23 protein-coding genes are annotated in these 26,564 nt (G+C 66.2%); 12 read left to right on the top strand and 11 right to left on the bottom strand.

The window, feature by feature from the left end; all coding sequences use genetic code 11:
• Nucleotides 1–22 precede the first annotated feature (22 nt).
• Nucleotides 23–904: an alpha/beta hydrolase gene (locus CLU88_RS22275; protein ID WP_099658475.1), complete on the top strand. Its 882-nt coding sequence runs from the start codon at nt 23–25 to the stop codon at nt 902–904.
• A gap of 157 nt (nt 905–1,061) precedes the next feature.
• Here CLU88_RS22275 and CLU88_RS22280 read toward each other — a convergent pair whose 3' ends face one another.
• Both CLU88_RS22280 and CLU88_RS22285 read right to left on the bottom strand, forming a co-directional pair.
• Nucleotides 1,062–2,039: a GMP reductase gene (locus CLU88_RS22280; protein ID WP_099658476.1), complete on the bottom strand. Its 978-nt coding sequence runs from the start codon at nt 2,037–2,039 to the stop codon at nt 1,062–1,064.
• Nucleotides 2,040–2,243: 204 nt separating this feature from the next.
• A complete protein-coding gene (locus CLU88_RS22285) occupies nt 2,244–2,960 on the bottom strand; it encodes a hypothetical protein (RefSeq protein ID WP_099659079.1) in 717 nt (238 codons plus the stop codon).
• Between the two features lie 37 nt (nt 2,961–2,997).
• Between CLU88_RS22285 and CLU88_RS22290 the strand changes: the two genes are divergently transcribed.
• Entirely contained in the window at nt 2,998–5,466 is a 2,469-nt protein-coding gene (locus CLU88_RS22290) for a UvrD-helicase domain-containing protein (protein ID WP_099659080.1), read from the top strand.
• Between the two features lie 25 nt (nt 5,467–5,491).
• Nucleotides 5,492–5,920, top strand: a complete 429-nt coding sequence (locus tag CLU88_RS22295) for a hypothetical protein (protein ID WP_099658477.1) — start codon at nt 5,492–5,494, stop codon at nt 5,918–5,920.
• Nucleotides 5,921–5,951: 31 nt separating this feature from the next.
• Here CLU88_RS22295 and panC read toward each other — a convergent pair whose 3' ends face one another.
• Nucleotides 5,952–6,812 (bottom strand): pantoate--beta-alanine ligase, encoded by an 861-nt coding sequence (panC, locus tag CLU88_RS22300; RefSeq protein ID WP_099658478.1) that lies wholly within the window; start codon nt 6,810–6,812, stop codon nt 5,952–5,954.
• A gap of 33 nt (nt 6,813–6,845) precedes the next feature.
• Nucleotides 6,846–7,718, bottom strand: coding sequence for a 3-methyl-2-oxobutanoate hydroxymethyltransferase (panB, locus tag CLU88_RS22305; protein ID WP_099658479.1), 873 nt, complete (start codon nt 7,716–7,718; stop codon nt 6,846–6,848).
• A 267-nt stretch (nt 7,719–7,985) separates the two neighbouring features.
• On the opposite strand from panB, the gene CLU88_RS22310 reads away from it, so the two are divergent.
• The 4 genes from CLU88_RS22310 to nadA all read left to right on the top strand — a co-directional run bounded on the left by CLU88_RS22310 (nt 7,986) and on the right by nadA (nt 12,776).
• On the top strand, nt 7,986–8,984 hold the full coding sequence (locus CLU88_RS22310; RefSeq protein WP_099658480.1) for a diguanylate cyclase domain-containing protein: 999 nt from the start codon (nt 7,986–7,988) through the stop codon (nt 8,982–8,984).
• A gap of 292 nt (nt 8,985–9,276) precedes the next feature.
• Nucleotides 9,277–10,590, top strand: a complete 1,314-nt coding sequence (locus tag CLU88_RS22315; protein WP_099658481.1) for an ankyrin repeat domain-containing protein — start codon at nt 9,277–9,279, stop codon at nt 10,588–10,590.
• A gap of 180 nt (nt 10,591–10,770) precedes the next feature.
• Entirely contained in the window at nt 10,771–11,649 is an 879-nt protein-coding gene (nadC, locus tag CLU88_RS22320; RefSeq protein WP_099658482.1) for a carboxylating nicotinate-nucleotide diphosphorylase, read from the top strand.
• Nucleotides 11,646–12,776, top strand: coding sequence for a quinolinate synthase NadA (gene nadA, locus CLU88_RS22325; protein WP_099658483.1), 1,131 nt, complete (start codon nt 11,646–11,648; stop codon nt 12,774–12,776). Before nadC ends, nadA begins: the two co-directional genes overlap by 4 nt.
• Nucleotides 12,777–12,851: 75 nt before the next feature.
• Here nadA and CLU88_RS22330 read toward each other — a convergent pair whose 3' ends face one another.
• The gene (locus CLU88_RS22330) at nt 12,852–13,574 is read right to left on the bottom strand and encodes a response regulator transcription factor (protein WP_099658484.1); all 723 of its coding nucleotides are present in this window, start codon (nt 13,572–13,574) and stop codon (nt 12,852–12,854) included.
• On the bottom strand, nt 13,571–15,271 hold the full coding sequence (locus tag CLU88_RS22335) for a HAMP domain-containing sensor histidine kinase (protein ID WP_099658485.1): 1,701 nt from the start codon (nt 15,269–15,271) through the stop codon (nt 13,571–13,573). The genes CLU88_RS22330 and CLU88_RS22335 overlap by 4 nt, the downstream gene beginning before the upstream one ends.
• A gap of 141 nt (nt 15,272–15,412) precedes the next feature.
• On the opposite strand from CLU88_RS22335, the gene CLU88_RS22340 reads away from it, so the two are divergent.
• From CLU88_RS22340 to CLU88_RS22350, 3 genes are all read left to right on the top strand, one after another.
• On the top strand, nt 15,413–15,970 hold the full coding sequence (locus tag CLU88_RS22340) for a hypothetical protein (RefSeq protein ID WP_233205557.1): 558 nt from the start codon (nt 15,413–15,415) through the stop codon (nt 15,968–15,970).
• A 235-nt stretch (nt 15,971–16,205) separates the two neighbouring features.
• Nucleotides 16,206–18,074: a chorismate-binding protein gene (locus tag CLU88_RS22345; protein WP_099658486.1), complete on the top strand. Its 1,869-nt coding sequence runs from the start codon at nt 16,206–16,208 to the stop codon at nt 18,072–18,074.
• A 257-nt stretch (nt 18,075–18,331) separates the two neighbouring features.
• Nucleotides 18,332–19,084 carry a carbonic anhydrase gene (locus tag CLU88_RS22350; protein WP_099658487.1) on the top strand — a complete coding sequence of 251 codons (753 nt, stop codon included), beginning with the start codon at nt 18,332–18,334 and terminating at the stop codon, nt 19,082–19,084.
• A gap of 10 nt (nt 19,085–19,094) precedes the next feature.
• Here CLU88_RS22350 and CLU88_RS22355 read toward each other — a convergent pair whose 3' ends face one another.
• Entirely contained in the window at nt 19,095–20,027 is a 933-nt protein-coding gene (locus CLU88_RS22355) for a LysR family transcriptional regulator (RefSeq protein WP_099658488.1), read from the bottom strand.
• Between the two features lie 138 nt (nt 20,028–20,165).
• Between CLU88_RS22355 and CLU88_RS22360 the strand changes: the two genes are divergently transcribed.
• Nucleotides 20,166–21,137: a tripartite tricarboxylate transporter substrate binding protein gene (locus CLU88_RS22360; RefSeq protein WP_199173490.1), complete on the top strand. Its 972-nt coding sequence runs from the start codon at nt 20,166–20,168 to the stop codon at nt 21,135–21,137.
• A gap of 50 nt (nt 21,138–21,187) precedes the next feature.
• Nucleotides 21,188–22,801, top strand: a complete 1,614-nt coding sequence (locus tag CLU88_RS22365) for a gamma-glutamyltransferase family protein (RefSeq protein ID WP_099658489.1) — start codon at nt 21,188–21,190, stop codon at nt 22,799–22,801.
• Between the two features lie 84 nt (nt 22,802–22,885).
• Here the strand turns inward: CLU88_RS22365 and CLU88_RS22370 are convergent, their stop codons facing one another.
• The 4 genes from CLU88_RS22370 to bioA are packed head-to-tail and all read right to left on the bottom strand — an operon-like array spanning nt 22,886 to nt 26,549.
• Nucleotides 22,886–23,248 (bottom strand): 5-carboxymethyl-2-hydroxymuconate Delta-isomerase, encoded by a 363-nt coding sequence (locus CLU88_RS22370; protein WP_099658490.1) that lies wholly within the window; start codon nt 23,246–23,248, stop codon nt 22,886–22,888.
• 30 nt (nt 23,249–23,278) lie between these two features.
• Nucleotides 23,279–24,538 carry an 8-amino-7-oxononanoate synthase gene (gene bioF / locus CLU88_RS22375; protein WP_099658491.1) on the bottom strand — a complete coding sequence of 420 codons (1,260 nt, stop codon included), beginning with the start codon at nt 24,536–24,538 and terminating at the stop codon, nt 23,279–23,281.
• Nucleotides 24,535–25,212 carry a dethiobiotin synthase gene (gene bioD, locus CLU88_RS22380; RefSeq protein ID WP_099658492.1) on the bottom strand — a complete coding sequence of 226 codons (678 nt, stop codon included), beginning with the start codon at nt 25,210–25,212 and terminating at the stop codon, nt 24,535–24,537. The genes bioF and bioD overlap by 4 nt, the downstream gene beginning before the upstream one ends.
• Nucleotides 25,209–26,549, bottom strand: a complete 1,341-nt coding sequence (bioA, locus tag CLU88_RS22385; RefSeq protein ID WP_369827681.1) for an adenosylmethionine--8-amino-7-oxononanoate transaminase — start codon at nt 26,547–26,549, stop codon at nt 25,209–25,211. Before bioA ends, bioD begins: the two co-directional genes overlap by 4 nt.
• Nucleotides 26,550–26,564: the final 15 nt, after the last annotated feature.

Below are 26,564 nucleotides of genomic sequence, written 5' to 3' on the forward strand. Positions count from 1 at the left end.
TGTTTTGAAGGAGCCACACGCCATGTCCCTCCCGCTGCACGACCCCGCCTGGCTAGAGCGCATGTACAACAACCGCGCTTTGGTGCCTGACCACATGGATTACCTGCAGCGCTGGGCGCAGGATTCTGCCCAAGTGCGTGCCAACATGCCTTGTGTGCTGGACGTGGCCTATGGCGCAGAGCCTGGCGAGACGCTGGATGTGTTCCCGCCGCTGCAGTCCAGCCCCGCAGGGGCGCCCGTGCTGGTGTTTATCCATGGTGGTTACTGGCGCTCGCTCGACAAGTCTGAGCACTCCTTCATTGCACCGCCGTTCACCCAGGCGGGTTGCTGTGTGGTGGTGGTCAATTACGCCTTGTGCCCTGGCACGCCAGAGTTTCCCATCACCGTTCCCCACATCGGCAGACAGATCGAGACAGCCCTGGCCTGGGTGTGGCGCAATATCGCCCAGCATGGCGGTGATCCGCAGCGGATCACCGTGGCGGGGCACACCGCAGGTGGGCAACTGGCGGCCCTGTTGCTCACCAGCGTGTGGCCACTCATTGGCAATGGCTTGCCAGATAGCCTGGTGCGCAAGGTGCTGTCCATCTCGGGGGTGCACGATCTGGAGCCCGTGATGTACGCCCCGTTTCTGCAGCAAACCTTGCACTTGACCGAGCAGCATGTGCTGCTGGCAAGCCCGGCGCGGCTGCAAGCCCCGGCGCAGGGCTTGCTTTACAGCGTGGCGGGTGGTGACGAGAGCGAGGAGTTTGCCCGTCAAGCCCGCTTGATCCAGGATGCCTGGGGCACGCACATCGTGCCGCGTTGCCAGATCCTGCCGGGGCTGCACCACTTCAGCATTGTGGACGCGTTGGCCAAGCCGGGGCATGACCTGCACCACATGGCGCTGAACCTGCTGCGCGCGTGAAGCAGGGGCCACCTCCTGCGGCGTTGCACGCCTTTTCCTTTTTAGTGCGCTGAGCCCGGATAGGAGATGCCGCCAGCGCGGCGGCCCTTGTGCAGCCGCTTGGCACGGGACCGCCACACGCGCCCTGGCGTAGCACAGGCCCCGGCACCCGTGGGCGCTACATCAGCAAATGCTCGCCCGCGTTGTCTCCGCCCAGAATCACGTAGTTCACCTTGCGCACGTCCATGAGCTTGGTGCCACCCGAGTAGCTGATGGAGCTTTGCACGTCCTGCTCCATCTCAATCAGCGTGTCGGCCAGCTTGCCCTTGACGGGCTCCAGAATGCGCTTGCCTTCCACGTGCTTGTACTCGCCCTTGTTGAAGTCTGAGGCCGAGCCGTAGTACTCCTTGAACAGCGCGCCATCCACCTCCACCGTCTTGCCGGGCGATTCTTCATGGCCTGCGAACAGCGAGCCGATCATCACCATGCTGGCGCCAAAGCGGATGCTCTTGGCAATGTCGCCGTGGCTGCGGATGCCGCCATCGGCAATGATGGGCTTGGTGGCCACGCGGGCGCACCACTTGAGCGCGCTGAGCTGCCAGCCACCCGTGCCAAACCCCGTCTTGAGCTTGGTGATGCACACCTTGCCTGGGCCCACGCCCACCTTGGTCGCGTCCGCACCCCAGTTTTCCAGGTCGATGATGGCCTCGGGGGTCGCCACATTGCCTGCGATCACGAAGGACTTGGGCAGCTTTTCCTTGAGATAGCCAATCATGTTCTTCAGGCTGTCGGCATGCCCGTGGGCAATGTCGATGGTGATGTACTCGGGCGTGATGCCTTGGGCCACCAACTGGTCCACCGTGTCGTAGTCGGGCTTCTTCACACCCAGCGAAATGGACGCGTAGCAGCCCTTGGCGTGCATGTCTTTGACGAATTGCAGGTTGTCTAAGTCAAAGCGGTGCATCACGTAGAAGTAGCCGTTTTGCGCCATCCAGGTGCAGATGGTTTCGTCCACCACCGTCTTCATGTTGGCAGGCACGACCGGCAGGCGAAAGTGGCGCCCGCCCAGCTCCACGCTGGCGTCGCACTCCGAGCGGCTTTCCACGCGGCACTTGCGGGGCAGCAGCAAAACGTTGTCGTAGTCGAAGATTTCCATGAGATTCCAAGCTCCATCAAAGGACGCAGCAAAAGGATTTTTGCCACGGTGGGCGCTTGGCTTGGGACCGGCTTTGTGGGTGTCAGCGTGAAAGCTGCCACCGAACCCTGGTTGCACAGGCACAAAAAAACCGGGCGTCAAGAAACTTGGGCCCGGTGCTTGATTCTAGGCGCCTATGGCGTGCTTGTCATAACGTCGGCCGTATTACCTGCATACAGACTGCGCTGCCGCCAGAACGCGGCCCTGGGCATCCTGCACCCAGCCCACCATGTGCAGCCGCTGTGGCTGCGCACCGGGGGGAATGCGCATGGGGCGGTTGTCCATCCACCGGAATAGCTCATTTTTTGATAGCTGCTCGCGCTTATTCCATGTGTCTGAGAGCATGTTTCTGACCAAATTGCGAGCCACCAACGTGCCCTCGCTGCCTGCGGGCACGGCTTCTGCCAGCACCAGGTGGTACTGCCAGCCCTGCGGGGGCGGTGTCACACCATCTGTGCGGGCCAGCGCAATGCCCGTGCCCAGGTAGTCATTGATCGGCAGGCCATGGGCCACCCGCAAGCGCAGGGGGCGGGCAGGGGGCTCTACGGTAGACAGTGCCACATCGGTGCCCGCAGGGGCTTGGCGGCCCAGTGCCTGCAGGCGCTGGGCGGCGTCGTTGGTCGCTGCCGCAGACAACGGCGCCTCATCCCCTTGCGCGCTGGGCACGATCCAGTCCAGCACCACGGTGGACGGTGCGGAGGGTGCTGGCGTGGCCGGGTCGGCCCAGCATGCCTCACAGTCAGCGCTGATGAAGCGCTCGAACAGTGCAGTAGGGCGCGCTGTGCCATCGCTGCTGCAGCTGGCCTGTGCCGCTGCGTGGGGGGCGTGGCATACCAATGCGGCTGCGGCAAACGTGCTGGTAACAAAGGCAAGGGGCTTCATGTGGGCCATGGTGCGAGTGGCTTTCTACAATGGGCACATGTTCCCACAAGATATGTTCTCGGACGCGCCCGATAGCGGCGCGCCCGCTGCCCCGGCCGCTGCGGCTGGCGTCTCGCCCCTGTTGCACAACCTCAACCCCGAACAGCTCGCTGCCGTCACGCTGCCCGCAGGCCACGCGCTGATCCTGGCGGGCGCGGGGTCTGGCAAGACGCGCGTGCTCACCACCCGCATCGCCTGGCTGCTGCAAAACGGGCACGCCACCCCTGGCGGCATCCTGGCCGTCACCTTCACCAACAAGGCGGCCAAGGAGATGGTGGCCCGCCTGTCGGCCATGCTGCCGGTCAACGTACGCGGCATGTGGATTGGCACCTTCCACGGCCTGTGTAACCGCCTGCTGCGCGCCCACCACAAGGCAGCGGGGCTGGCGCAGACCTTTCAGATCCTCGACACCCAAGACCAGCTCTCGGCCATCAAGCGCCTGTGCAAGCAGCACAACGTGGACGATGAGCGCTTCCCGCCCAAGCAGCTCGCGTACTTCATCGCCAACTGCAAGGAAGAAGGCCTGCGCCCCGCCAACGTAGAAGCCCACGACAGCGATGCGCGCAAGAAGGTTGAGATCTACCAGCTGTACGAAGAACAATGCCAGCGCGAAGGCGTGGTGGACTTTGGCGAGCTGATGCTGCGCAGCTACGAGCTGCTGCGCGACAACGACCCCATCCGCGAGCACTACCAGCGCCGGTTCCAGCACATCCTGGTCGATGAGTTTCAGGACACTAACAAGCTGCAGTACGCCTGGCTCAAGCAACTTGCGGGCAATGAAGTGGGCGGGCGCTTTGAAGCCCGTGGCAGCGTGATTGCCGTGGGCGACGACGACCAGAGCATCTACGCCTTCCGTGGTGCGCGCGTGGGCAACATGACCGACTTTGTGCGCGAGTTTGACGTGCAGCGCCAGATCAAGCTCGAGCAAAACTACCGCAGCTACAGCAACATTCTCGATTCGGCCAATGCCCTCATCAGCCACAACAGCCGCCGCCTGGGCAAGAACCTGCGCACCACGCAGGGCGCAGGCGAGCCCGTGCGCGTGTACGAGGCCAGCTCCGACCTGGCCGAGGCGCAGTGGATGGTCGACGAGATCAAGCAACTGGTGCGCAGCGACGGGTTTGATCGCAAGGAAATCGCCGTGCTCTACCGCAGCAATGCGCAAAGCCGGGTGATCGAATCTGCGCTGTTCAATGCCAGCGTGCCCTACCGCGTGTACGGCGGCCTGCGGTTTTTTGAGCGCGCTGAAATCAAGCACGCACTGGCCTACCTGCGCCTTTTGGAGAACCCGCACGACGACACCAGCTTCACCCGCGTCGTCAACTTTCCGCCGCGCGGCATCGGTGCGCGCAGCATCGAGGTGCTGCAAGACGCTGCCCGCAGCGCAGGCTGCTCGCTGCACGATGCCGTGAGCGCCGTGCCCGGCAAGGCCGGTACCAACTTCAAGGCCTTCGTTGCCATGGTCGATGTGCTGCGTGAGCAGACCGAAGGGCAGAACCTGCGCAGCATCATCGAACAGGTGCTCGAAACCACCGGGTTGGTCGAGCACTTTCGCACCGAAAAAGAAGGCGCCGACCGCATCGAGAACTTGCAGGAACTCGTTAACGCCGCCGAGAGCTTTGTCACCCAGGAAGGCTTTGGCCGCGACGCGGTGGCACTGCCGCTGGATGAGCATGGCACGCCGCTCACCCAAAGCGCGCCCACACAAAGCCCGGTCAGCCAAGGGATCAACCCCAACGCCCCCATGCTCGACGAGCCTTTGAAGCCCGCCGTAGCGGGCATCGTCGACGCCGACACGGGCGAAACCCTCTCGCCCCTGGCCGCCTTCCTCACCCACGCTGCGCTTGAGGCTGGCGACAACCAGGCCCAGGCCGGGCAAGACGCCGTGCAGCTCATGACCGTGCATGCCAGCAAGGGCCTGGAGTTCGACGGTGTGTTCATCGGCGGCATGGAAGAGGGCCTGTTCCCGCACGACAACGCCTCCAGCGACCGCGATGGCCTGGAAGAAGAGCGCCGCCTGATGTATGTGGCCATCACCCGTGCGCGCAAGCGCCTGTACTTGAGTCACTCGCAAACGCGCATGCTGCACGGCCAGACGCGCTACAACGTCAAGAGCCGCTTCTTTGACGAACTGCCCGAAGAGTGCCTCAAGTGGATCACGCCTAAGCAGCAAGGTTTTGGTGCCTATGCTCCTAATTCGGGAGCTGGTAGCGCTTATGGATCAAGCGCTAGAGGCAATTTTGGCTTCAAGTCTGAAACCTTTGCCAGCCCCCCGGTGCCCCCGCAAAAGGCCGCCCCCTCGCACGGCCTGCGCGCAGGCATTGCTGTGTTCCACACCAAGTTTGGGGAAGGCAAGGTGCTGGCCATCGAAGGCACGGGCGACGACGCGCGTGCCCAGGTCAACTTCCCGCGCCACGGCACCAAGTGGCTGGCGCTGAGCGTGGCGAAGTTGACGGTGGTGGACTGACGCCCGCAGAAGGCACCCGACAGGCATGGCATCTCCGCCCGATCTGCAATGGCGCACGCAGTGGCGTGAATGCCTGCGGCCATGGAAACTGGCCACGCTGGCGTTGGGCATTGGCCTGCTGCTGCTGGGGGCAGAGCTGACGCCCGCGCCGGACTGGGACATTCCCATCAGCTTCATCATGGGCCTGCTGGCTTACGCCACCGCGCCCTGGAGCTTGCGGGTGCTGGTGCGGCGCCATTGGCGCGCTGTGCCACTGGCGCTGTTTCTGGCTTGGTTGACCGTGGACGGCTGCTACGCCCTCTACTGGTCTTTGAAGGACCCCGCCGTTTTGGCGTTGATGCGGGATGTGAACTTTCCCGCATCGCTGTCGCTGTACGGCATGTGTGGGCTGGGGTGGCTGTACCAGGGCTCTTTGCGCCAAGCCTGGCAGGCAATCAGTCGCTCCGTTGGGTAGCTGCTGCCTGCAGACCGCCCCTGCCTCGTCGTCAAAACTCCAGGTTGTCAATCAGCCGCGTGCTGCCCAGCCGTGCGGCGCCTAGGGCCACCAGGGTGCCTGCGCCGTCGTGGGCGGTGGCGGGTTGCAGGTCGGTGCGGCGGCGCACCGTGAGGTAGTCGGGCTGCCAGCCACGGGCACGCAGCACGTCCATGGCCTGCTGCTCCAGCGCGTGGGCTGGGGCGGTGAGCGGAGTGGCGCTGTGGGCGGCTAGCCAGCGCTCGCTCAGTTGCTGCAGGGCTTGGGCCAGGGCTACGGCTTCTTGCCGCTCGTGCAGGCTCAGATACCCATTGCGCGAGCTCAGGGCCAAGCCATCGGGCGCGCGGGCGGTGTCGCCCGCCACGATGGTGATGGGCAGCGCAAACTGCTGCACCATCTGGCGGATCACCATGAGCTGCTGGTAGTCCTTCTTACCAAACACGGCCACGCCGCCGGTTTGGCCCAGCACGCAGGCAAACAGCTTCATCACCACGGTGGCCACGCCGGTAAAAAAACCGGGCCGAAAGTGGCCTTCCAGCAGATCGGCCAGGGCGGGGTCGGGGTATACCTTGAAGGTTTGCGGCTGGGGGTACAGGTCAGCCTCGCGCGGGGCAAAAAGCACGTCGCAGCCTGCGCTTTGCAGTGCGGCGCAGTCGGCTTCCCAGGTGCGGGGGTAGCTGTCAAAGTCTTCGTGCGGCAAGAACTGCAGGCGGTTCACAAAGATGCTGGCCACCGTCACGTCGCCCAGCGGCTTGGCCTGGCGCACCAGGCTGATGTGGCCTTCGTGCAGGTTGCCCATGGTGGGCACAAAGGCGGGGCGGCGGTAGGGGGCCAGGGCCTGGCGCAGTTCGTCGATGGTGTGGGTGATGAGCATGGGGCGGGGCTTTGTATTTGTATTCAAAAGGGCTTACCAGGCGTGCAGTGCGTTGTCGGGGAAGCGGCCTTGCTTGACGGCCTGCACGTAGGCCTCCATGGCACCGCGCACGCTGCCCGCGTCCTGCATGAAGTTGTGGACGAATTTGGGCATCTTGCCCAGGTTCATGCCCAGCATGTCGTGCAACACCAGCACCTGGCCAGCGGTGCCGTTGCCCGCGCCAATGCCGATGGTGTGGCAGTGGGGCAGCTCGGCCGTCAGCTCGGTGGCCAGCGCGGTGGGCACCATTTCCAGCACCAGCATGGCGGCACCGGCGTTTTGCAGGTCGTGCGCGTCCTGGCGCAGGGCGCGGGCGGCTTCGTCGGTTTTTCCTTGCACGCGGTAGCCGCCCAGGGCGTGCACGGTTTGGGGCGTCAGGCCCAGGTGGGCGCACACGGGTACGCCGCGCTGCACCAAAAATTCCACCGTCGGTGCGGTCCACCCGCCGCCTTCGAGCTTGACCATGTGCGCACCCGCCTGCATCAGCACGCAGGCGCTGCGCAGGGCCTGTTCGCGGCTTTCGGCGTAGGTGCCGTAGGGCAGGTCGGCCACCAGCCAGGCGGTGCCCTGCACGCGCTGCAGGCCGCGCGCCACGCTGGCCGTGTGGTAGGCCATGGTGTCCAGCAGCACGCCCACAGTGCTGGGCAGGCCCTGGCACACCATGCCGAGCGAATCGCCCACCAGGATGCAGTCCACGCCCGCCGCATCGGCCACGGCGGCAAAGGTGGCGTCGTAGGCGGTGAGCATGGTGATTTTTTCACCAGCCTCGCGCATCTGCGCCAGGCGCGGCAGGCTCACGGGGCGGCGCTGGGGTAGGGGCGATGCAGGCGGCAGGGTGCCGTAGGGGGTGGTGCTGGGTTGGCTCATGCAGGCTCGCCCTTGTGGGGCGTTGTCTCTAAAAAATTGCCGCGAGTCTATGTCAGACAGGAGGATTTATTTCAAACAGGCCTTGGCCTCCAAAGGGAAGCTGTCCCGAACGCGAAGCAAGCCCGTGGGGGCAAGTGCCAGAGCCTCACATTTTTGGACGCACAATGGCCCACAGAGATGCAGCCGCCAGTGGAGGGGCTGCCAACGAATGCACAGAGACATGCAGGTGCGCAGGCCCACGAGCGCAACCTGCAGGAAAGGCGTCCGATGACAATTCTTCAAAACACCGACTTGCGGATTTTGGTGGTGGATGACCAGGACTCGGTGCGCCAGCACCTGTGCCAGGAGCTGCTGCGCATGGGGGCCGAGCAGGTGATCGAGGCCGCTTCGGCCGACGAGGCGCTGGCGGCCTTTGGGCAGCACCGGCCCGACCTGGTGCTGCTGGACATCATGATGCCCGGCCACAATGGCTATTGGATTGCCGAGCGCATCCGCGACCTGGACGACGGCCGCTGGACGCCCATCATCTTCCTGACCGGGATGGACCGCGACGAAGACCTGTGGGAGGGCATTCGGGCCGGGGGTGATGACTACCTGGTCAAGCCCGTGCGCGCCACGGTGCTGGCCGCCAAGATCCGCGCCATGCAGCGCCTGTTGACCATGCAGCGGCGTCTGGTGACGGTGACGGAGGAGTTGTACGAAGCCAATCGCCAACTCAATTCGCTCATCGAGCGCGATGCACTGACCGGACTGGTGAACCGCCGGGGTTTTGACCGGGTGCTGCACGAGCAGATCCGTATGGCCCGGCGCGAGGGCAAGCCCCTCACGCTGATGATGTGCGACATCGACTTTTTCAAGCAGTACAACGATGCGCTTGGGCACCCCGAAGGGGACAAGTGCCTGCAGACCGTGGCGCGTCTGCTGGCCAGCATTTGCCAGCGCCCGGGAGACGTGGCCTGCCGCGTGGGCGGCGAAGAGTTTGGCTTGATCTTGCCCAACACCCCGCGCTCTGGCGCCATGATGTTTGCGCGGGCGCTGACGGAGGTGCTGGCAGGGCGCAAGCTGGTGCACCCGGCGTCTTCGGTGTCCGAGTTCGTTACGGTGTCTGGGGGCATCTCCACCTGTGTGCCCGACGAGGCCACCACGTACCTGGGCGTGATCACCCGGGCGGATGAAGCGCTTTACGCCGCCAAGGCGCTGGGGCGCAACCACTTCTTCAGCTACGAGTTGCAGGTGACGGCCAAGGAGCACCTGGCGCAGCGCTGATTGCAGGAGCCTGCCTGATCCCTGTTGTGCCCCGCCGTGCGGCTTTTCAGGCTGGCGCTGTGCAGCCCGTTGCCGCTGAAATGCACCACCGGACAACTTGTCCAGTGCACAACGCAATGCTCTGGCTAACATCCACCGCAACCGGCCGCTGTGGCGACTGGGTGGTGAGTGGGCCCTGGAACAACCCCGCTGCATTGCTCGCCCCCTGTGCTCCATCGCAGTGCCTGCTGGGCCCGCTGAGGGCCAAGTAACCATTTCAAACCTAACCCAGCTAAGACGAGAGCGCTAAACCATGCAAACCAACGCATTTGTCAGTGAACCCGGAGCCTTCCGAATCCGCGAGGCCGACCATGCTGCCGCTTTGAAGAGCCTGCAGCGCGGGTGCCCCAAACACATGGTGATCGCGGACTACCTGAAGAACCCCGAGGAGTTCGCCAGCACGCGCTATCTTGCGCGTGCGTTCGAACTGCTGGGCATGCAGTGCGATGTGGATGGCGGCGATCTGGTGCTGGTGCCTTTCGAGGGCGGCGAGAGCGTGGACCTCTCGGCCTACTACTGGGACTTCATCGAAACGTTGGCGCACGAAGAGAGCCCGGGTTCGCTGTCGGAGGGGAGCAAGCTGGCGATGATTGAAGCCGGGATGGACGTAGATGACGAGCAGGACGCCCGCCATCACGCCAGCGAAGCAGCCGATGACTTCATCAGCGAGATGGGAGATCGCAAGATCACCTTGGCTGAACTCGATGCCGTGATCGCCAGCGAAGGCAGCGTGGACTTTCGCAACTACGAAGGCAAGACGCCCTTGCTGGCCGCCTGTGCAGGCTACCGCTGGGCCATCAGCCAGTACGCCGATGCGCAGTTGGAAGACGACGACGAGGACGGCTGCGAAGCGAAGGCTGACGCAGCAGCGGTGTTGGAAGCCCGGGCGCACAACCTGCAAACCGTGCTGCAGCGCAAGCCTGACGTGGCCGCGCGCACCAACGACGGCTCCGACGCGCTGGGCTTTGCAGCCGAGTCGGGCAGCGTGGAGTTTGTGGAGCAGCTGCTTGCCCACGGGGCACCAATCAACGAGGGGGCGCTGCTGGGGGCCGTGGAAAGCCTGTCGCTGGACATGGTGCGCAAGCTCACCCAGCACCACGCGCACCTGGCGGGGCCTGATCTGCTGGTTCGCGCTTGCTCTGCCCATAGCATCCTGCCCGGCAAGCTGGAGATGGTGCGCTATCTGGTCGAGGAACTGGGCTGCGACGTGAATGCCCGTGCGACAAGGATTGCCTACGAGGGCAAGGGGCGCGTGGGCCGCCTTGGCACGGCCTTGATGGCGGCAGCGCTGGCGGACGATCTGGCGGTGATCCAGTACCTGCTGTCCGCCGGGGCCGACCTGCATGCGGTGGACGCGTATGGCAATACGGCCCTGCACTACTGCAGCGGCCAAACCTGGGTGTCTGATGGCGGCCCGCTCTGGTTTGCGCTGGATGACAACCCGAAGGTCATCGACTTGCTGCGCAGCCACGGTGCAGACGATGGTGCCCGCAATGTGGCCGGTAGAACGCCTGCCGACCTGCTTGCCAGCCGCCGCCCGCACGGCCCCGCTGACGAGGCGGACTGACGGCCTTGCCGTCGTCCACCGGTCGGGCACCCCTGGCTGCACTGGGCCGCTGCTTGTGGCCCATGGTGCACCCCGCTTGGCATCGCGTCCTGCCAACGCCGCTGCGAGATCGCAAACAGGCGCCACGGTATCCGTCAAAAAGTGCCGCGCGTCTGTGCGATGCCGCTATGCTTGCCCTCCATGAAAAATCGAGACGATGAAACCGCTGCGGCCCTGGCCGCACTGGCCCAGGCCGACGTAGCCCGCGCCCTGGCCGAAGATGTGGGCACTGGCGACCTCACGGCCGGCCTGATTGACCCCGCCCGCCGTGCCCGTGCGCGCATCCTGGCGCGCGAAGACGCCGTGATCTGTGGCGCCCCCTGGGCCGAAGCCGCCCTGCGCGCGTTGGACCCTACGGTGCAGATCACCTGGCATGTGCAAGAGGGCCAGCGCTGCACGCCAGATCAGGTGGTGCTGGAGCTGGAAGGCAATGCCCGTGCTCTGCTGAGCGCCGAGCGCACCGCGCTGAATTTTCTGCAACTGCTGTCGGCTGTGGCCACCAAAACGCGCACCTATGTGGACGTGGTGGCAGGCACCCGCGCCCACATTGTGGACACGCGCAAGACCATCCCCGGCCTGCGCCTGGCGCAAAAGTACGCCGTGCGCGTGGGCGGCGGCACCAACCACCGCATTGGCCTGCACGACGCCGTGCTCATCAAAGAGAACCACATTGCCGCCGCTGGTGGCGTGACGGCGGTGCTGAAAGCTGCGCAGGCTGTGGCCGCGCAGGCCAGCTTCATCGAGATCGAAGTGGAAACGTTGGAGCAACTGGCCGAAGCGCTGGATGCGGGCGCCAAGATGGTGCTGCTGGACAACATGCCGCTGCCCATGCTGCGCGAGGCGGTGCGCATCAACGCTGCGCACGCGGGCGGTGGTGCCATCCTTGAAATCTCCGGTGGCGTGACGCTGGCGGGTCTGCGCGAGCTGGCCGAAACCGGCGTGGACCGTATTTCCATCGGCACGCTGACCAAAGACGTAAAGGCCACCGACTTTTCGATGCGCCTACAGGAGCTGGCATGAGCACCGCAGCCCTGAACCGTATTGACGTCGAGTACGAGCAGCCCGACGAAGCCGCTGCAGGCGCCGTCTGCTCCACCAAACACGCCTGGGCGCGCGTGCCGCCCGAGCCATCGCAGGCCGAGCGTGCCGCGCTGAAAGACGAGATCCGCCGCCTGCTCAAGGAAAAGAACGCGGTCATGGTGTCGCACTACTACGTGCACCCTGACTTGCAGGACCTGGCTGAGGAAACCGGCGGCCTGGTCAGCGATTCGCTGGAGATGGCCCGCTTTGGCCGCGACCACGCCGCACAGACGCTGGTGGTGAGCGGTGTGCGCTTCATGGGCGAGACGGCCAAGATTTTGAGCCCGGAAAAGACCGTGCTCATGCCCGATCTGGACGCCACCTGCTCGCTCGATTTGGGTTGCCCCATCGACGAGTTCAGCGCGTTTTGCGACCAGCACCCCGACCGCACCGTGGTGGTGTACGCCAATACCAGCGCAGCCGTGAAGGCACGGGCCGACTGGCTGGTGACATCGAGCTGCGCGCTGGAGATCGTGAGCGCCCTCAAGGCCGCAGGCCAGAAGATTTTGTGGGCGCCAGACCGCCACCTGGGCGCCTACATCCAGCGCGAAACGGGCGCGGACATGGTGTTCTGGAACGGTGCCTGCATCGTGCACGACGAGTTCAAGGCACTGGAGCTGGAGCTGCTCAAAAAAGAGCACCCACATGCCAAGGTGCTGGTGCACCCCGAAAGCCCCGCCGACGTGGTGGCCCTGGCCGATGCCGTGGGCTCCACCAGCGCGATCCTCAAGGCCGCGCGCGAGATGGAAGCCACCGAGTTCATCGTGGCCACTGACAACGGCATGATGCACAAGCTGCGCACGCTCAACCCCGGCAAGACCTTTTACGAAGCGCCCACGGCGGGCAACAGCGCCACCTGCAAGAGCTGCGCGCATTGCCCGTGGATGGCGATGAACGGCCTGGCCGACGTGGCCCGCGTGCTGGAGACCGGGGTCAACGCCGTGCACGTAGAGCCCGCGCTCATCCCCCGCGCACGCCAGCCGATTGACCGCATGCTGGCCTTCACCGCTGCGCTTAAAAATGGGCAGCCCACGGCGGGCCTGGTGCCGCACCTGGGCGCTGCTTAATATTTGCTATTAAAAATGTAGCTGCTAGCGCTTGTGAATCAAGCGCTGGCAGTGCTTTTTATTCAAAGAATTGGCTCAGGCCACCGCTGGAGGTGCTTGGGCCTCCATCCGGTAGCCCAGCCCGCGCACGGTGTGGATCAGCGCGGTGGCGTGGCCGTCGTCGATCTTGCTGCGCAGGCGGCGGATGTACACGTCCACCACGTTGGTCAGCGGGTCTTCGCTGTGGCCCCACACGCTGGCCAGGATGCGTTCGCGGCTGAACAGGCGGCCTGGGGCGCTCATCAGCAGCTCCAGCAGCGCCAGCTCGCGGGCCGTCAGCGTCAGGGCTTGGCTGGCGCGCGTGGCCTTCATGCTCTCGCGGTCCAGCACCAGGTCGTCCACCTGCAGGCGGCTGGCGCGGCCCGGCTGCAAGGGGCGGGCGCGGCGGGCCAGGGCCTCTAGGCGGGCCAGCAGTTCTTCAAATTCAAAGGGCTTGCACAGGTAGTCGTCCGCACCCATGCGCAGCCCGGCCACGCGGTCTTCCAGCGTGCTCAGCGCCGTCAGCATCAGGATGGGCAGCGCCACACCTGCGGCGCGCAGGGTTTGGCAAATCTCCATGCCGTTCATGCCGGGCAGCATCAAGTCCAGCACCAGCACGGTGGGCGCGTCGCTGGGCTGGGCGGTGCGGGCGGCCTCTTGCGCCAGCGCCAACCCCTCCACGCCGTGGGCCGCGCGCTGCACGCTGTGCCCTTCGGCCCGCAGGCCGCGCATCAAAAAGTCTGCGATCCGGGGATCGTCTTCCACCAAAAGGATGTTCATGCCATGTCTGGGGTGGTGCCCGCGTTCCGTGGCGTGTCTGTCTCGGCGCCATGCCACAGCGGCAGCCGCAGCACGGCGCAGGTGCCGCCATCGGTGCTGCTTTCGGTGCTTGGGGGCCAGGGGCTGTGCAACTCCAGCGCGCCGCCATGGGCCTGTGCCAGGGCGCGGGCAATGGGCAGGCCCAGGCCGCTGCCGCTGGCACGGTGCTGGCGCGCCGAGCTGCCCCGGAAATGCCGCTCAAACACCTGGGGCAGCTCGGCCGCCGGGATGCCAATGCCCTCGTCACGCACCTGCAACTCGGCCCAGCCGTCTTTTGCCAGCAGACGCCAGGATACGGTGCCCCCCGGGTGCGAGTAGCGGATGGCGTTGTCCAGCAACAGCAGCACCAACTGCGTCAGGCGCTGGGCATCGCCAAACACGGTGATGGTGTCGGGCAGGGCGTCCTCTGCCTGCAGGCGCACGCCCTGCTCGGCCGCCAGGGCCGTGGCCAGCCCCAGGGCGTCCAGCACCGGCTGCTGCAACGCCACGGGCTCGCGGGCCACGCTGAAGGTCTCCATGTCGGTGCGGGCCATGGCCAGCAGGTCGTCAATCACTTTGCCCTGCTGGCGTGAGATGTCGACGATGCGGGCCAATGCCTCGCGGTATTCGGTGGCGGGGCGCTCGCCGCCGCGCAGGGTCACTTCGGCCTCGCCACGGATCGCGGTGGTGGGCGTGCGCAGTTCGTGGCTGATGTCGGCCAGCAGCTGGCGCCGCCGCACGTCGGTGCGCTGCAGCGATTCGTTGGCCTGGTGCAGGTCGGCGGTGCGCTCACGCACGGTGGCTTCCAGCACCTGGCGCTGCTGCTGCTCGCGCTGGCGGTGGCGTTCCAGCTCATCGGCCATGGCGTTCATGCTGCGCGCGGCATCGGCAAACTCGTTGCGGCCCGGCAGGTTGATGCGGTGGTGCAGCTGCCCTTGCTGCAGTGCCCGTGCGCCGTCTGCCAGCGCATGCAGGGGGCGGCGCAAGGCGCGCCCAAAGTACAGCGTGGCCGCCAAGGCACCCAGCGCCAGGGCCAGGGCGGTGCCAATCCACAGCGCCCGCATGCGGGCCAAAGAGGCATCGGCAGCGGCGCGCTCTCGCTGCATGGCGGCCTGTTCGCGTGCAATGCTCTGGGCCACCAATTCGCGCAGGTCGCGCCCTTCGGACTGCTCGAACACCGCCGTCAGCGCGTTCCACACGGCGCTGGCCTGCACCTCGGGCGAGAGGGGCTGCATCTCGCGCACGGCTGCGCCCAGCTGGGCCACGCTGTGGGTCAGCACGCGCAGGGCATCCAGGCGGGCAGCGTGTTCTTCGGGCGCCTCCTCGGCAAGGCCCATGGTTTCGGCATCGCGCGCCAGCGCCACCAGTGACTGCAGTTGCGCCTGCATGCGCTCGACCAGGGTGTCGCGCTCGGAAGTGGCACCGCCTGCGCCAATCTGGTGCTGCGTGGCCCAGGCACGCAGGCGTTGCTTGGTAGAGGACAGCTCGACAAAGCGCTGCAGGGTGTCGCTGGCCACGCGGCCCCGCACCACCTGCCGCTCGGCCTCGCGCACGGCCACCACGGCCGCCAGGCCCTGCAGTGTGACGGCGGCGGCCAGCAGGACGAGGACGAGGCTGAGTCGGCGGCGGAACATGGCCGGAATTGTCGCTGCAAAGCCTGCGGCCATGCCCGTGTTCATCTGGCGTTAATGTGGGCATCAGGCGCCGTTCATGTGGCGTCCATCGGTGTTTCATGCCAGCCTTTTCCAATGCAGAGCTGTGGTTGCACATCCCGTGCCTCCACAGCCAAACCACCCTCCGCTTGTGAAGGAAATCCTGAAATGAACGCACGCCACCTCGCACCCCTTGTTTCCCTCGTTCTTGCCGGGCTCAGCACCCTGGGCCATGCCACCGTGGTGAACCGGGCCATCACCGAATCCGAAGTCACTGCCGCACAGGCGGCCTGGTGCCAGGCGCTGGTGGACATCAGCGCTGCTAACGACAAGGGCGGGCAGCCCGCAGCCAAGGCCTTGGCCGAGAAAGTCATCGACGCCGCCTACGGTTACCAGCTGGGGGCCGTGCTGTTCAAGCCCACCCTGGCGGCCGCGCCGCAAACCTTCCGCACCACCCGTGCGGGCGCGCTGGCCTACTTTGTGGGGGGCGACAGCAACTTCCCCAAGGACACGGGCTTTGCCCTCAAGGGCTGGACGCGCTGCGAAGCCACGAATGCCGCCGTGTTTGTCGCGGGTGACTCGGCCTCCAGCATGGGCAACGTGGTGATGACCGGCAAGGACGGCAAGGTGACGACCGTGGACAAAACCTGGTCGTATGTGAAGGACGATGCGGGCAAGCTGCGCATCGTGGTCCACCACTCCTCCTTGCCCTACAGCGGCCAATGAGGGCTTGAGGGCGTGAAGCCCCTTGCCGGGCCGAGATGAAGGCAATGTCGCAAGGCGGGTGGTCAAGGGGTTGCGCTGCAGGGGTGGGCGCAATGTGGCTATCCTTGCCACCTTTGCCTTGGCGCAGGTAGCTGGCAACGTGGGGCCGCAAGGCTTGGCATGCTGGCTGGTTTGCTATGAAAATAATAGCTATTTGCGCTTGATTGGATTGCCCTAGGGGCCAGTTTGACTCTTTATGTCCTGCATCGACTTCACCCAGCCCCTGCTGCCTGACGCGCCGCGCCTGCGCTGCCAGTTTGGCGTGCCACGCCAGGTGCTGCGCGCCGATGCGCCCACCCAGGTGCGTGCGGTGCTGGACGCTGTGTACGCCGCCGCACGGCAGGGATCATGGTGCGTGGGCTATGTGCGCTACGAAGCGGCTGCCGCGTTCGATGCCGCCTTGCAGACCCATGCGGCCGATGGCCCCCTGGCCTGGTTCGCCGTGTACGACCACGCCGAGCCCTGGGCTGCGGACGCGCCGCCCCCCGGCGCAACCGGCGATGCCCCCAGCGTGGATTGGCAGGCAGGCATGGCGCGCCAGGATTTTGATGCCGCCATTGCCCGCATCCAGCAGGCCATTGGCAACGGCGAGCTGTACCAGGTGAACTACACCGCGCCGCTGCAGGGCACGCTGCAGGGGCATGCGGCAGACCTGTTTGCCGCCTTGCACCGCGCCCAGCCACAGGGTTATGCGGCCTGCATAGACGCGGGGCCTGAGCAGGTGCTGTCCGTGTCGCCTGAGCTTTTTTTTGACTGGCAGGAAGGGCTGGACAGCCCGGAAGGCGAGGGGCCCTTGCTCGCCCGCCCCATGAAGGGCACCGCCCCGCGCGGCGCGACCCCTGAGCAAGACGCTGCCCATGCCGCATACCTGCGCACAGCCCCCAAGGAGCGTGCCGAGAACGTGATGATCGTGGACCTGCTGCGCAACGATGTATCGCGTGTGGCCTTGCCCCACAGCGTGCGGGTGCCTGCGCTGTTTGCCACCCAGGCGTTGCCTACGGTGTGGCAGATGACCTCGGACGTGGTGGCCCGCACGCGCCCCGGCACCACGCTGGCCGATGTGTTTGCGGCTTTGTTCCCCTGCGGCTCCGTCACCGGTGCGCCCAAGGTGCGGGCCATGCAGATGATCCGCGCGCTGGAGGCCGGGCCGCGTGGCGTGTATTGCGGCGCGGTGGGCGTGGTGCGGCCTGCGGGCCCGGCCACTGACCGCGCAGCGGGCCCAGGCCTTGTCCAAGGCGTGCACCCGGTGGCGGCCACCTTCAATGTGCCCATCCGCACCGTGGTGCTGCGCACGCAGGGGCCGGGCAGCGCACCGCAGGCGGTGTGCGGCATTGGCAGCGGCATCACCTCGGGGGCCGAGGCGGAGGCCGAGTGGAACGAGTGGCGCCATAAGCGCGCCTTTGTGGAAAGGGCGAGCATGCCGTTTGAGATTCTGGAAACCCTGGCGCTGGACGCTGGGCAATTGCGCCACGTGGGCGAGCACCTGGCCCGCATGGCCGGGGCGGCGCAGCATTTTGGCTTTGCCTGGGATGCTGTCCGTGTGCAGCAATGCCTGCAGGCCCTGGCCGCGCAGCACCCCGAGGGGCTGTGGCGCGTGCGCTTGCTGCTCAACGCCACGGGCCAGCCGCGTGCCGAGGCCTTCGCCACGCAGCCCACCGCCGTGCCCGTGCTGCTGCAACTGGCGGGGCAGCCGTTGGCCGAGGCGCACAGCGAGTTCACCCGCTTCAAAACCACGCGCCGCGCCCACTACGACGCCTTTACGCCCGACGCGGCGGCGCAGCCCGGGGTGTTTGACACTTTGCTCTACAACGGGGCGGGCGAGATCACCGAATGCACACGCGGCAACATCGCCGCGCTGCTGCCCGATGGCCGCTGGGTGACCCCGCCCCTGGCCAGCGGCCTGCTGCCCGGCGTGGGCCGCGCCGTGGCCCTGCGCGAAGTCCGCGTGGTCGAGGCCGTGCTGCGCGTGAGCGATGTGCCGCAGGTGCGCGAATGGGCCTTTGTAAACAGCTTGCGGGGCTGGTTGGCAGCGCGTGTTTTACCGTCGGACCTGCCCGTGGTGTAAGCGCCGCTCTGCGGTCGGCACCCCTGCGATCTTTTTTTGGGGGTGGGTGGGCGTTCATGCGTGTTAGCTCTTGCTCTGTACACGCTGTTGCGATCATCATGTGCACCGGCGAGGCCATCGCGCCTTGCTGCAGCAGCACAAAGCTCCACGGTTTGTTGTTTCAGCCCTTCCTTGTTTGATCTTTCCAATGGTCGTGGGGTGAACGCGTGCGCTGCTTGAGGAGGGGCATGTCCTTTGTCTGATCATCACCAAAAACCATGACACACCATCATTGGATTCGACAAATCGCCCTGGCTTCGGTGGCGCTGTGCGCCTCGCTGGCTTTCGCACAACATGCCCCACACTGGGAGTACAAGGGCAAACACGGCGCAGCCCACTGGGGCGAGTTGGAAGCGGGCTTTGAGGCTTGCGCCCGGGGCGCATCGCAAAGCCCCATTGACATCCGCAACGCCGTGAAGGCGGACCTGCCTGTGCTGGACTTTCAGTACACGGCATCAGCCCCCACGCTGGTCAACAACGGCCACACCGTGCAGGTAAACCTGCCAGCGGGCAACAGCTTGGTGGTCGATGGCAAGAGGCTGGAGCTGCTGCAGTTCCACTTCCATACCCCCAGCGAAGAAGCCGTGGCGGGCAAGCACACTGCCATGGTGGCGCACTTTGTGCATAAGGGCGAAGACGGCAAATTGGGCGTGGTGGCGGTGCTGATTCAGCCGGGCAAGGCCAACGCCGCATGGGCACCTATCTTTGCCCACCTGCCACGCGTGGGCGAGCAGGTGACGGTCGATGGCCTGACGCTGGACCTGGGCGCCTTGCTGCCTGCCAAGAAGGGTTACTACAGCTTTGAAGGCTCTCTGACCACGCCACCATGCTCCGAAGGGGTGCAGTGGATGGTGCTCAAAGACCCCGTGAAGCTGAGCCCGCAGCAAATCAAGTCGTTCCGCAAGGTCTACAACGCCAATGCGCGGCCCGTGCAGCCCCTGAACGGCCGGGTAGTCAAAGAAAGCACCTGAGCGGCCTGCGTCACGATGCACCTGTGGCCAAGGGCTTGAGGTGCTGCCGCGCCATGGCCAGGAATGCCATGGCCGCTGGGCTCAGCGGCTGTTTGGCCAGGCGGATGGCGACCACCGGAAACTCCAGCACCGGCCGCACGATGGGCACGGCGCGCAGGTCGGGCGGCATGAGGCGCGCCACATAGCGCGGCAGCAGCGCCACCCCGGCGCCCGCCTGGATCATGCCAAAGGCCGTGGTCAGCATCGAGACATGGTGCACCACCTGCGGGTACACATTGGCCACGGCGCTCAGCTCGCGGCTGATGGCGCGCCACACCACGGCATCGGGGTTCACATGCACCAGGGGCAGGCCATCCAGGTCGCGCCCCTGCACGCTGGCGCGCTGGGCCAGAGGGTGGTCGTGCCGCAAAAACAGCGCCATGCGCTCGCTGAACAGGCGCTCGGTGGCCAGCTCGGAATGCGTCTGCCCGATGTCTGAGCCCAGTGCCAAGTCCGCCTCGCGTGAGAGCACCTGCGCCACCATCTGCGCAGCATTGCTGTCGTGCAGCGTGGCCACCAGTTGGGGGTGTGCCTTCGAAAAGCGCGCCAGCAGCGCGGGCAGCAGCGCCCCGGCCGTGAGGTGCCCCACGGCCACCACCACCCGGCCCTCCTGCAGCTGCGCCTGCGAGCGACAGGCGTGCACCGACTCGTCGATCATGCGCAGCGCGCGCTGGGCGGTGTCGGCCATCATCTGCCCGGCATCGGTGAGCCGAATGCGCCGCCCGCGCACCACCAGCGGCTGGCCCAGCTGCTGCTCCATGCGCTTGATGAGGTGGCTGACGGCGGGCTGCGTCAACTGCAACGCGTCGGCCGCCAGCGTGAAGCTGCCCGTCTGCGCAATGGCGGCCAGGGCGCGGAACTGCTGCAAAGAGACTTCATCGGCAGGGGCGGCAGAGGGTTTCATGGCGTTATGTATGACATGACGTCATAGCGAAATAACTTTGATTATCTGTTTTGATGGATGGCCAGCGCCTACATTGGGGGCGTTGAAGGCGCCTTCTTTTCGTTGTTTCCGCTCCCCCCTCTTGCAAGGAATCGATCCATGATCCGTCGCCACCACTTTCTGCGCGGCCTGGCCGCCGCCCTGGCGCTGGGCGCCACCGTGCCTGCAGCGCTGGCCCAGGCCAGCAAACCCATCCGCCTGATCGTGCCCTTCCCAGCGGGCGGTGCCACCGACCTGTTTGCGCGCACCCTGTCACAGAAGATGGGCGAAAAGCTGGGCACCTCCATCGTGGTGGACAACAAGCCCGGTGCGGGCGGAAGCCTCGGGTCAGACCTGGCGGCCAAGGCCCCGGCCGATGGCCTCACGCTGCTGTTGGCCACCACCAGCACGCATTCGATTGGCCCCGCCATGGGCGGCAAGCTGCCTTACGACACCGTGCGCGACTTCACACCGATTGCCCATGTGGGCAACGCGCCCAGCATCATGCTGGTGCCCAACAGTTCGCCCGCCAAGACGGTCAAAGAGTGGATCGAGTACGCCAAAAAGAACCCCGGTAAGCTCAACTACGCCTCCAGCGGCAACGGCACCATCGTGCAATTGACGGCCGAGCTCTTCAAGGCGCAGGCGGGCCTGTATGTGACGCACATCCCCTACAAGGGCACGGCGCTGGCGATTCCAGACCTGGTGAGCGGCCAGCTTGATGTGCTGTTTGATTCATTGCCCACCGGCATGCCCCACGTGCGCGATGGCCGCCTGCGTGCACTGGGCGTCACCACGCTCAAGCGCAGCCCGCTGGCGCCCGACTTGCCGCCCATTGCCGACACGCTGCCCGGCTACGAGTCGAACACCTGGTTTGGCCTGTACGGCCCCAAGGGCTTGGGTGCTGACATCGTGACCCGGGTGAACACCGCTGCCAACCAGGCGCTGAACGACCCTGAGGTGCGCAACAAGCTCACCACGCTGGGCATTGAGCCCGTGACGAGCACGCCCACCCAGTTCAGCAAGATGGTGGCGGACGACCTTGCCAAGTGGAAGAAGATCATCAGCGAACGCAAGATCGTCAACGAATAAGAATCCTGTTCAAGCACCTTATCCATTTCAAAAAATCGCCAGGAGACCGCATGCAGTTCAACTACCACAACCCTTACCTCTCCACCCGCATCCCGGTGTTTGCGCGCAATGTGGTGTCCACCTCGCACCCGCTGGCAGCGCAAGCCGGTTTGCGCATCCTGCAGCAGGGCGGCAATGCGGTGGACGCCGCTGTGGCCACCGCCGCCGTGATGACGCTGGTGGAGCCGGTGAGCAATGGCCTGGGCAGCGATGCGTTCTGCATCTTGTGGGATGGGCAGCAACTGCACGGCCTCAATGCCTCGGGCCGCGCGCCGCAGGCCTGGACGCCCGAATATTTCAAGGCCAAGTACGGCGCAGATGCCACCACGCCGCCCATGCGCGGCATCGATTCGGTGACCATCCCCGGCGCGGTGCGTGGCTGGGTGGCTTTGAGCCAGCGCTTTGGCAAGCTGCCGTTTGCCGATCTGATGGCGCCTGCGATTGAAGTGGCTGAGCGCGGCTACCTGGTGCCGCCCGTGGTGCAACAAAAGTGGGCGGCTGCCACCCCCGTGCTGCAGGGCATGGCGGGCTTTGCCGACACCTTCTTGCCCTGGGGCCGCGCGCCTGAGGTGGGGGAGCTGTTCCGCTTCCCCGCCGCAGCGCGTGCACTCAAGGCCATAGCCGCCACCAACGGCGATGCGTTGTATGAGGGCGAAATCGCCGAGGCCCTGGCGGCCTTTGCCAAAGAGCAGGGCGGTGCCCTGACGGTGAAAGACCTCGCCAGCTACCAGCCCGAGTGGGTCAAGCCCCTGGCCCGCGACTACCGGGGCTACACGCTGCACGAGATTCCACCCAACGGCCAAGGCATTGCTGCGCTGATTGCGCTGGGCATTCTGGAGAAGTTCGACATGGCCAGCCTGCCGGTGGATTCGGTGGCCTCGCAGCATCTGCAGATCGAGGCCATGAAGCTCGCGTTTGCCGACGTGTACCGCTATGTGTCCGAGCCATCGACCATGGAGGTGACGCCCGAGCAGATGCTCGATGACGCCTACCTGGCATCGCGCGCCCGCATGATCGACCTGGGCCGTGCACAGGACTTCAAGGCGGGCAACCCGGTCAAGGGCGGCACCATCTACCTCACGGCGGCCGACGAGAACGGCATGATGGTCAGCTTCATCCAGAGCAACTACATGGGCTTTGGCTCGGGCTGCGTGGTGCCCACCTACGGCATCAGCCTGCAAAACCGGGGCCACGGCTTCAGCCTGGACGCTGCCAGCCCGAACGTGGTGGCGCCCGGCAAGCGGCCCTTCCACACCATCATCCCGGCCTTCCTGACCAAGGATGGCCAGCCCGTGATGAGCTACGGCGTGATGGGCGGCAACATGCAGCCGCAAGGCCACATGCAAACGCTGGTGCGCATGCTGGACTACCGCCAGAACCTGCAGGCCGCCTGCGATGCGCCGCGCTGGCGCTTCAACAAGGGCCTGAACATCAATGTGGAAGCGGCCATGAACGCGGCCGCCGTGCAGGGCCTGCAAGACCTGGGGCACGAGATCGATGTGATCAACGACTCGTACCAGGACTTTGGCGCGGGCCAGTTCATCTGGCGTGCGGGCAACCCGGCTGTAGAAGGCTACGTGGCTGCGAGCGATCCGCGCCGCGACGGGTTGGCAGCGGGGTATTGAGGGGCAGGGCGGGCTCTTTGCCCGTTTCATCCGCTTCGCCCGCTGGACTGCTGGCGTGGGGCAGGGCAGCCCCAGCAGTGGCTTTTATTCGAGCCGTGCCTTGGCGTAGGTGGCGCGGTCCATGTCGCGCACTTCCACGCTCAGCTGTACCGACATGCCTTCGGGGCGTGGCGTGTTGCGCTGCAGTACTTCCAACACGCGCCCGGCTAGCTCGGTCTTGGCCTCGGGCGTGCGCCCTGTCATCAGCCGGAGTTCGGCATGCACGAAGCCGCGCAGCTCAGGGGCCGTCCCCATCACAAAGTCGCTCACATCCACAAAGCGGATCTTGAGATCGGCCTCTACTGGAATCTGCGGATGCGCGGTGAGCGACGCGGCCAGCTCCTTGAGAACCTGGGCCTTGGGGTAGGTGCCGAGGTTTGCGGTGGTTTCGATAACCAGATGGGGCATGTGTGTCTCGCTTTCGGTATGGAACAGAATCTAGGATGCTGGGGCAAGAAGAGAGTCCGCGTGCTCGGCCAGGGCTTGCACCAGCCGGTCGATGTCAAACGGTGTGTGGGCCGCCGACAGCGCGATGCGCAGGCGGGCGGTGCCCTCTGGCACGGTGGGCGGGCGAATGGCGGGCACCCACAGGCCGCGTGATCGCAGCGCTTCCATGGTGGCCAGGGCGGCTGCGTTGCTGCCAATCACCAGTGGCTGGATGGGTGTGTGCGATGGCATGAGCTGCCACGGCGTGCGCGCCAGCAGCGGGGCCAGCCCCGCACGCAGTCGGGTGATGAGCTGCTGCAGGTGCGTGTAGCGCCAGGTCTCGGTCTGCATCACCTGCACGCTGGCCTGCAGCGCCTTGGCCAGCAGGGCGGGGGCGGCGGTGGCAAAGATGTAGCTGCGGGTTTTTTGCAGCAGCCACTCCACCAGCACCTCACTGCCCGCCACAAACGCACCGGCCACGCCTGCGGCCTTGCCCAGGGTGGCCATGTACAGGATGCGGGGCGAGGCGTTCTCGCCGGTCAGCCCAAAGTGCGCCAGCGTGCCGCGCCCTTCCTGGCCGGGTGCCCCCAGCACACCAAAGCCATGGGCGTCGTCGATGAGCAGCAGCGCGTCGTAGCGCTCACACAGCGCCAGCAGGGCCGGAATGTCGGCCACGTCGCCGTCCATGCTGAAGACGGCATCGGTCACCACCAACTTGCGCTGCGCGGGGCTGCTGGCAAGGGCGGCTTCCAGTGCGGTCAGGTCGGCATGTGGGTAGCGGTGGATGGTGGCCCGCGACAGGCGTGCGCCGTCGATCAGGCAGGCGTGGTTGAGTGCATCCGAGAACAAGGCATCGCCCGCACCCACCAGCGCGGGGATGATGCCCACGTTGGTGGCATAGCCCGCGTAAAAGTACAGCGCACGCGGCAGGCCCACAAAGCGGGCCAGGTCATGCTCGAGCAGCGCATTGGCCGTGCTGTGCCCGCTGACCAGGGGCGAGCCGCCCGAGCCCAGGCCGTAGGCATGGGCGGCCTCGCACGCGGCGGTCGCCAGCGCGGGGTGGCTGGCCAGGCCCAGGTAATCGTTGCTGCAAAAGGCCAGCATGGGCTGGCCGTCGATTTGCAGCATGGCGCCGCCCGCCGGGGCCACGGTGCGGCGCACGCGCAGCAGGTGCCCGTCCTTCAGGTCCGCGATGCGGCCGGGCAGCTCGTCCAGCCAGGATGCCGTCGGTGAAGTGGCTGGCAGGGCAGGGGTGGTGGCAGAGGTGTTCATCGGGTCCAATCTGCGGGCAGTTGAAAGTGGGCTGCCAGGCTGTGGGCGGTGTGTTCGCCCCAGGGGATGTTGGCCAGCGGCGGGGCGCCCAGGCGCTGCTGCAGCCAGGCAATGTTCTCCTCGGGCGCCAGCATGTCTGGGTCCACCCGGTTGGCCACCCAGCCTGCCAGCGTCAGCCCGCGTGCGGCAATGGCCTCGGCCGTCAGCAGGGCGTGGTTGAGGCAGCCCAGTCGCAGGCCTACGACAAGCACCATGGGCAGATTCAGCGCCACCGCCAGGTCGGCCCCGGTCTCGGTTGGCGACAGCGGCACATGAAAGCCACCGGCCCCTTCGACCACCACGGCATCGGCTTGCAGGGACAGTGCCTGGTAGGCCTGCACGATGGTGGCGATGTCGATCTGCACCCGTGCGCGTGCGGCGGCAATGTGGGGTGACAGGGGATCGGGCAGCAGCACCGGTGTGTCCAGCTCAGGGGGCACGGCGATGGTGGACGCCGCCCGCAGGGCGATGCTGTCCTCGCTGGCCCAGCCCTCGCCCCAGGGCACTACGCCCGCAGCCACGGGCTTCATGCCCACCACGCGACTGTGGTGCTGTGCCAGGGCCTGCAGCAGCGCGCAGGAGACATGGGTTTTGCCCACGCCCGTGTCGGTGCCCACCACAAAGCAGGCGGTCATGCGGGCTCCTCTGCCAGGGTGGCTTGCAGGGCATGGAGCGCACCTGTGGCCAGGCACTGCACGGCTTCGTCGTCCAGTACATAGGGCGGCATGGCATACAAGGTGTGGCCTGCGCCGTTGGAGATGGGCCGCAGCAGCAGCCCCTGCGCCAGTGCGTGCTGGTGGTAGCGGCGGGCAAAGTCGGGCAGCGTGGTGTCTACATCCCAGGCCCAGACCATGCCCAGGCGGCGCGCGTGGCGCACGCGGGGGTGGTGGGTGAGGGGCGCGCAGGCCGCGTCGATGCGCTGGGCCAGGGCGGCGTTGGTGGTCAGCGTGTCCAGTTGCTCAAACAACTCCAGCGTGGCCACCGCGGCGCGGCAGGCCAACGGGTTGCCGGTGTACGAGTGCGAATGCAAAAAGCCACCGGCCACGCTGTCGTCGTAGAACGCTGCGTACACCGCATCGGTGGTGAGCACGGCCGACAGTGGCAGCGTGCCGCCGGTGATGCCTTTGGACAGGCAGATGAAATCAGGCTGGATGCCCGCCTGCTGGTGGGCGAACATCGTGCCGGTGCGGCCAAAGCCCACCGCGATTTCGTCCACCACCAGGTGCACCTCGTAGCGGCTGCACAGGGCGCGGGCCAGGCGCAGGTACTCGGCATCGTGCATCGCCATGCCTGCGGCGCATTGCACCAGGGGCTCGACGATCAGGGCGGCAGTGTCGGCATGGTGCTCTTGCAGCCATTGCTCCAGCGCGGCGGCGGCGCGGCGGGCCATGTCGGCGGCGGTCTCGCCCGGTTGGGCCTGGCGGGCGTCGGGGCTGGGCACGGTGGCGGCCAAGCGCACCAGCGGGGCGTAGGCCTCGCGAAACAGCGGGATGTCCGTGACGGCCAGGGCGCCCACGGTTTCGCCGTGGTAGCCCCCTGCCAAGCCGATGAAGCGGCTCTTGCCGGGGCGGCCGCAGTTGCGCCAGTAGTGCGCACTCATCTTTAGCGCGATCTCGGTGGCCGATGCGCCGTCGCTGCCATAAAACGCATGGCCCAGGCCGGTGAGGGCGCCCAGGCGCTCGGACAGCTCCACCACCGGCGCATGCGTGAAGCCCGCCAGCATGACGTGGTCGAGCTTGTCGAGCTGATCGGCCAGCGCGGCCTTGATGTGAGGATGGCTGTGCCCGAACAGGTTCACCCACCACGAGCTGATGCCGTCCAGATAACGTTGGCCGTCTTCTGCATGCAGCCAGGGCCCTTGGGCCCGGGCGATGGCAATGGGGGGCTGCGCCTCATGGCGCTTCATTTGCGTGCAGGGGTGCCACACGTGGGCCAGGCTGCGTTCGGCGAGGGAGGCAAGGGGCATGGTCATGGCGTGCAGGCTGGG

It is taken from the genome of Acidovorax sp. 56 (genome assembly GCF_002749705.1).
Taxonomy (GTDB): domain Bacteria; phylum Pseudomonadota; class Gammaproteobacteria; order Burkholderiales; family Burkholderiaceae_C; genus Acidovorax.

Bases quoted from the DNA above. Each gene is read 5' to 3' on its own strand.
- CLU88_RS22330 (WP_099658484.1), bottom strand. From the start codon at position 13,574: ATGAACATCCTTTTGGTGGAAGACGATCCCCGGATCGCAGACTTTTTG.
- CLU88_RS22275 (WP_099658475.1), top strand. From the start codon at position 23: ATGTCCCTCCCGCTGCACGACCCCGCCTGGCTAGAGCGCATGTACAAC.
- CLU88_RS22365 (WP_099658489.1), top strand. From the start codon at position 21,188: ATGCAGTTCAACTACCACAACCCTTACCTCTCCACCCGCATCCCGGTG.
- bioF (WP_099658491.1), bottom strand. From the start codon at position 24,538: ATGAACACCTCTGCCACCACCCCTGCCCTGCCAGCCACTTCACCGACG.
- bioA (WP_369827681.1), bottom strand. From the start codon at position 26,549: ATGACCATGCCCCTTGCCTCCCTCGCCGAACGCAGCCTGGCCCACGTG.
- nadA (WP_099658483.1), top strand. From the start codon at position 11,646: ATGAGCACCGCAGCCCTGAACCGTATTGACGTCGAGTACGAGCAGCCC.
- bioD (WP_099658492.1), bottom strand. From the start codon at position 25,212: ATGACCGCCTGCTTTGTGGTGGGCACCGACACGGGCGTGGGCAAAACC.
- CLU88_RS22370 (WP_099658490.1), bottom strand. From the start codon at position 23,248: ATGCCCCATCTGGTTATCGAAACCACCGCAAACCTCGGCACCTACCCC.
- CLU88_RS22340 (WP_233205557.1), top strand. From the start codon at position 15,413: ATGAACGCACGCCACCTCGCACCCCTTGTTTCCCTCGTTCTTGCCGGG.
- CLU88_RS22335 (WP_099658485.1), bottom strand. From the start codon at position 15,271: ATGAACACGGGCATGGCCGCAGGCTTTGCAGCGACAATTCCGGCCATG.
- CLU88_RS22360 (WP_199173490.1), top strand. From the start codon at position 20,166: ATGATCCGTCGCCACCACTTTCTGCGCGGCCTGGCCGCCGCCCTGGCG.
- panC (WP_099658478.1), bottom strand. From the start codon at position 6,812: ATGCTCATCACCCACACCATCGACGAACTGCGCCAGGCCCTGGCCCCC.
- CLU88_RS22290 (WP_099659080.1), top strand. From the start codon at position 2,998: ATGTTCCCACAAGATATGTTCTCGGACGCGCCCGATAGCGGCGCGCCC.
- CLU88_RS22345 (WP_099658486.1), top strand. From the start codon at position 16,206: ATGTCCTGCATCGACTTCACCCAGCCCCTGCTGCCTGACGCGCCGCGC.
- CLU88_RS22350 (WP_099658487.1), top strand. From the start codon at position 18,332: ATGACACACCATCATTGGATTCGACAAATCGCCCTGGCTTCGGTGGCG.
- CLU88_RS22285 (WP_099659079.1), bottom strand. From the start codon at position 2,960: ATGAAGCCCCTTGCCTTTGTTACCAGCACGTTTGCCGCAGCCGCATTG.
- CLU88_RS22310 (WP_099658480.1), top strand. From the start codon at position 7,986: ATGACAATTCTTCAAAACACCGACTTGCGGATTTTGGTGGTGGATGAC.
- panB (WP_099658479.1), bottom strand. From the start codon at position 7,718: ATGAGCCAACCCAGCACCACCCCCTACGGCACCCTGCCGCCTGCATCG.
- CLU88_RS22355 (WP_099658488.1), bottom strand. From the start codon at position 20,027: ATGAAACCCTCTGCCGCCCCTGCCGATGAAGTCTCTTTGCAGCAGTTC.
- CLU88_RS22280 (WP_099658476.1), bottom strand. From the start codon at position 2,039: ATGGAAATCTTCGACTACGACAACGTTTTGCTGCTGCCCCGCAAGTGC.
- CLU88_RS22315 (WP_099658481.1), top strand. From the start codon at position 9,277: ATGCAAACCAACGCATTTGTCAGTGAACCCGGAGCCTTCCGAATCCGC.
- CLU88_RS22295 (WP_099658477.1), top strand. From the start codon at position 5,492: ATGGCATCTCCGCCCGATCTGCAATGGCGCACGCAGTGGCGTGAATGC.
- nadC (WP_099658482.1), top strand. From the start codon at position 10,771: ATGAAAAATCGAGACGATGAAACCGCTGCGGCCCTGGCCGCACTGGCC.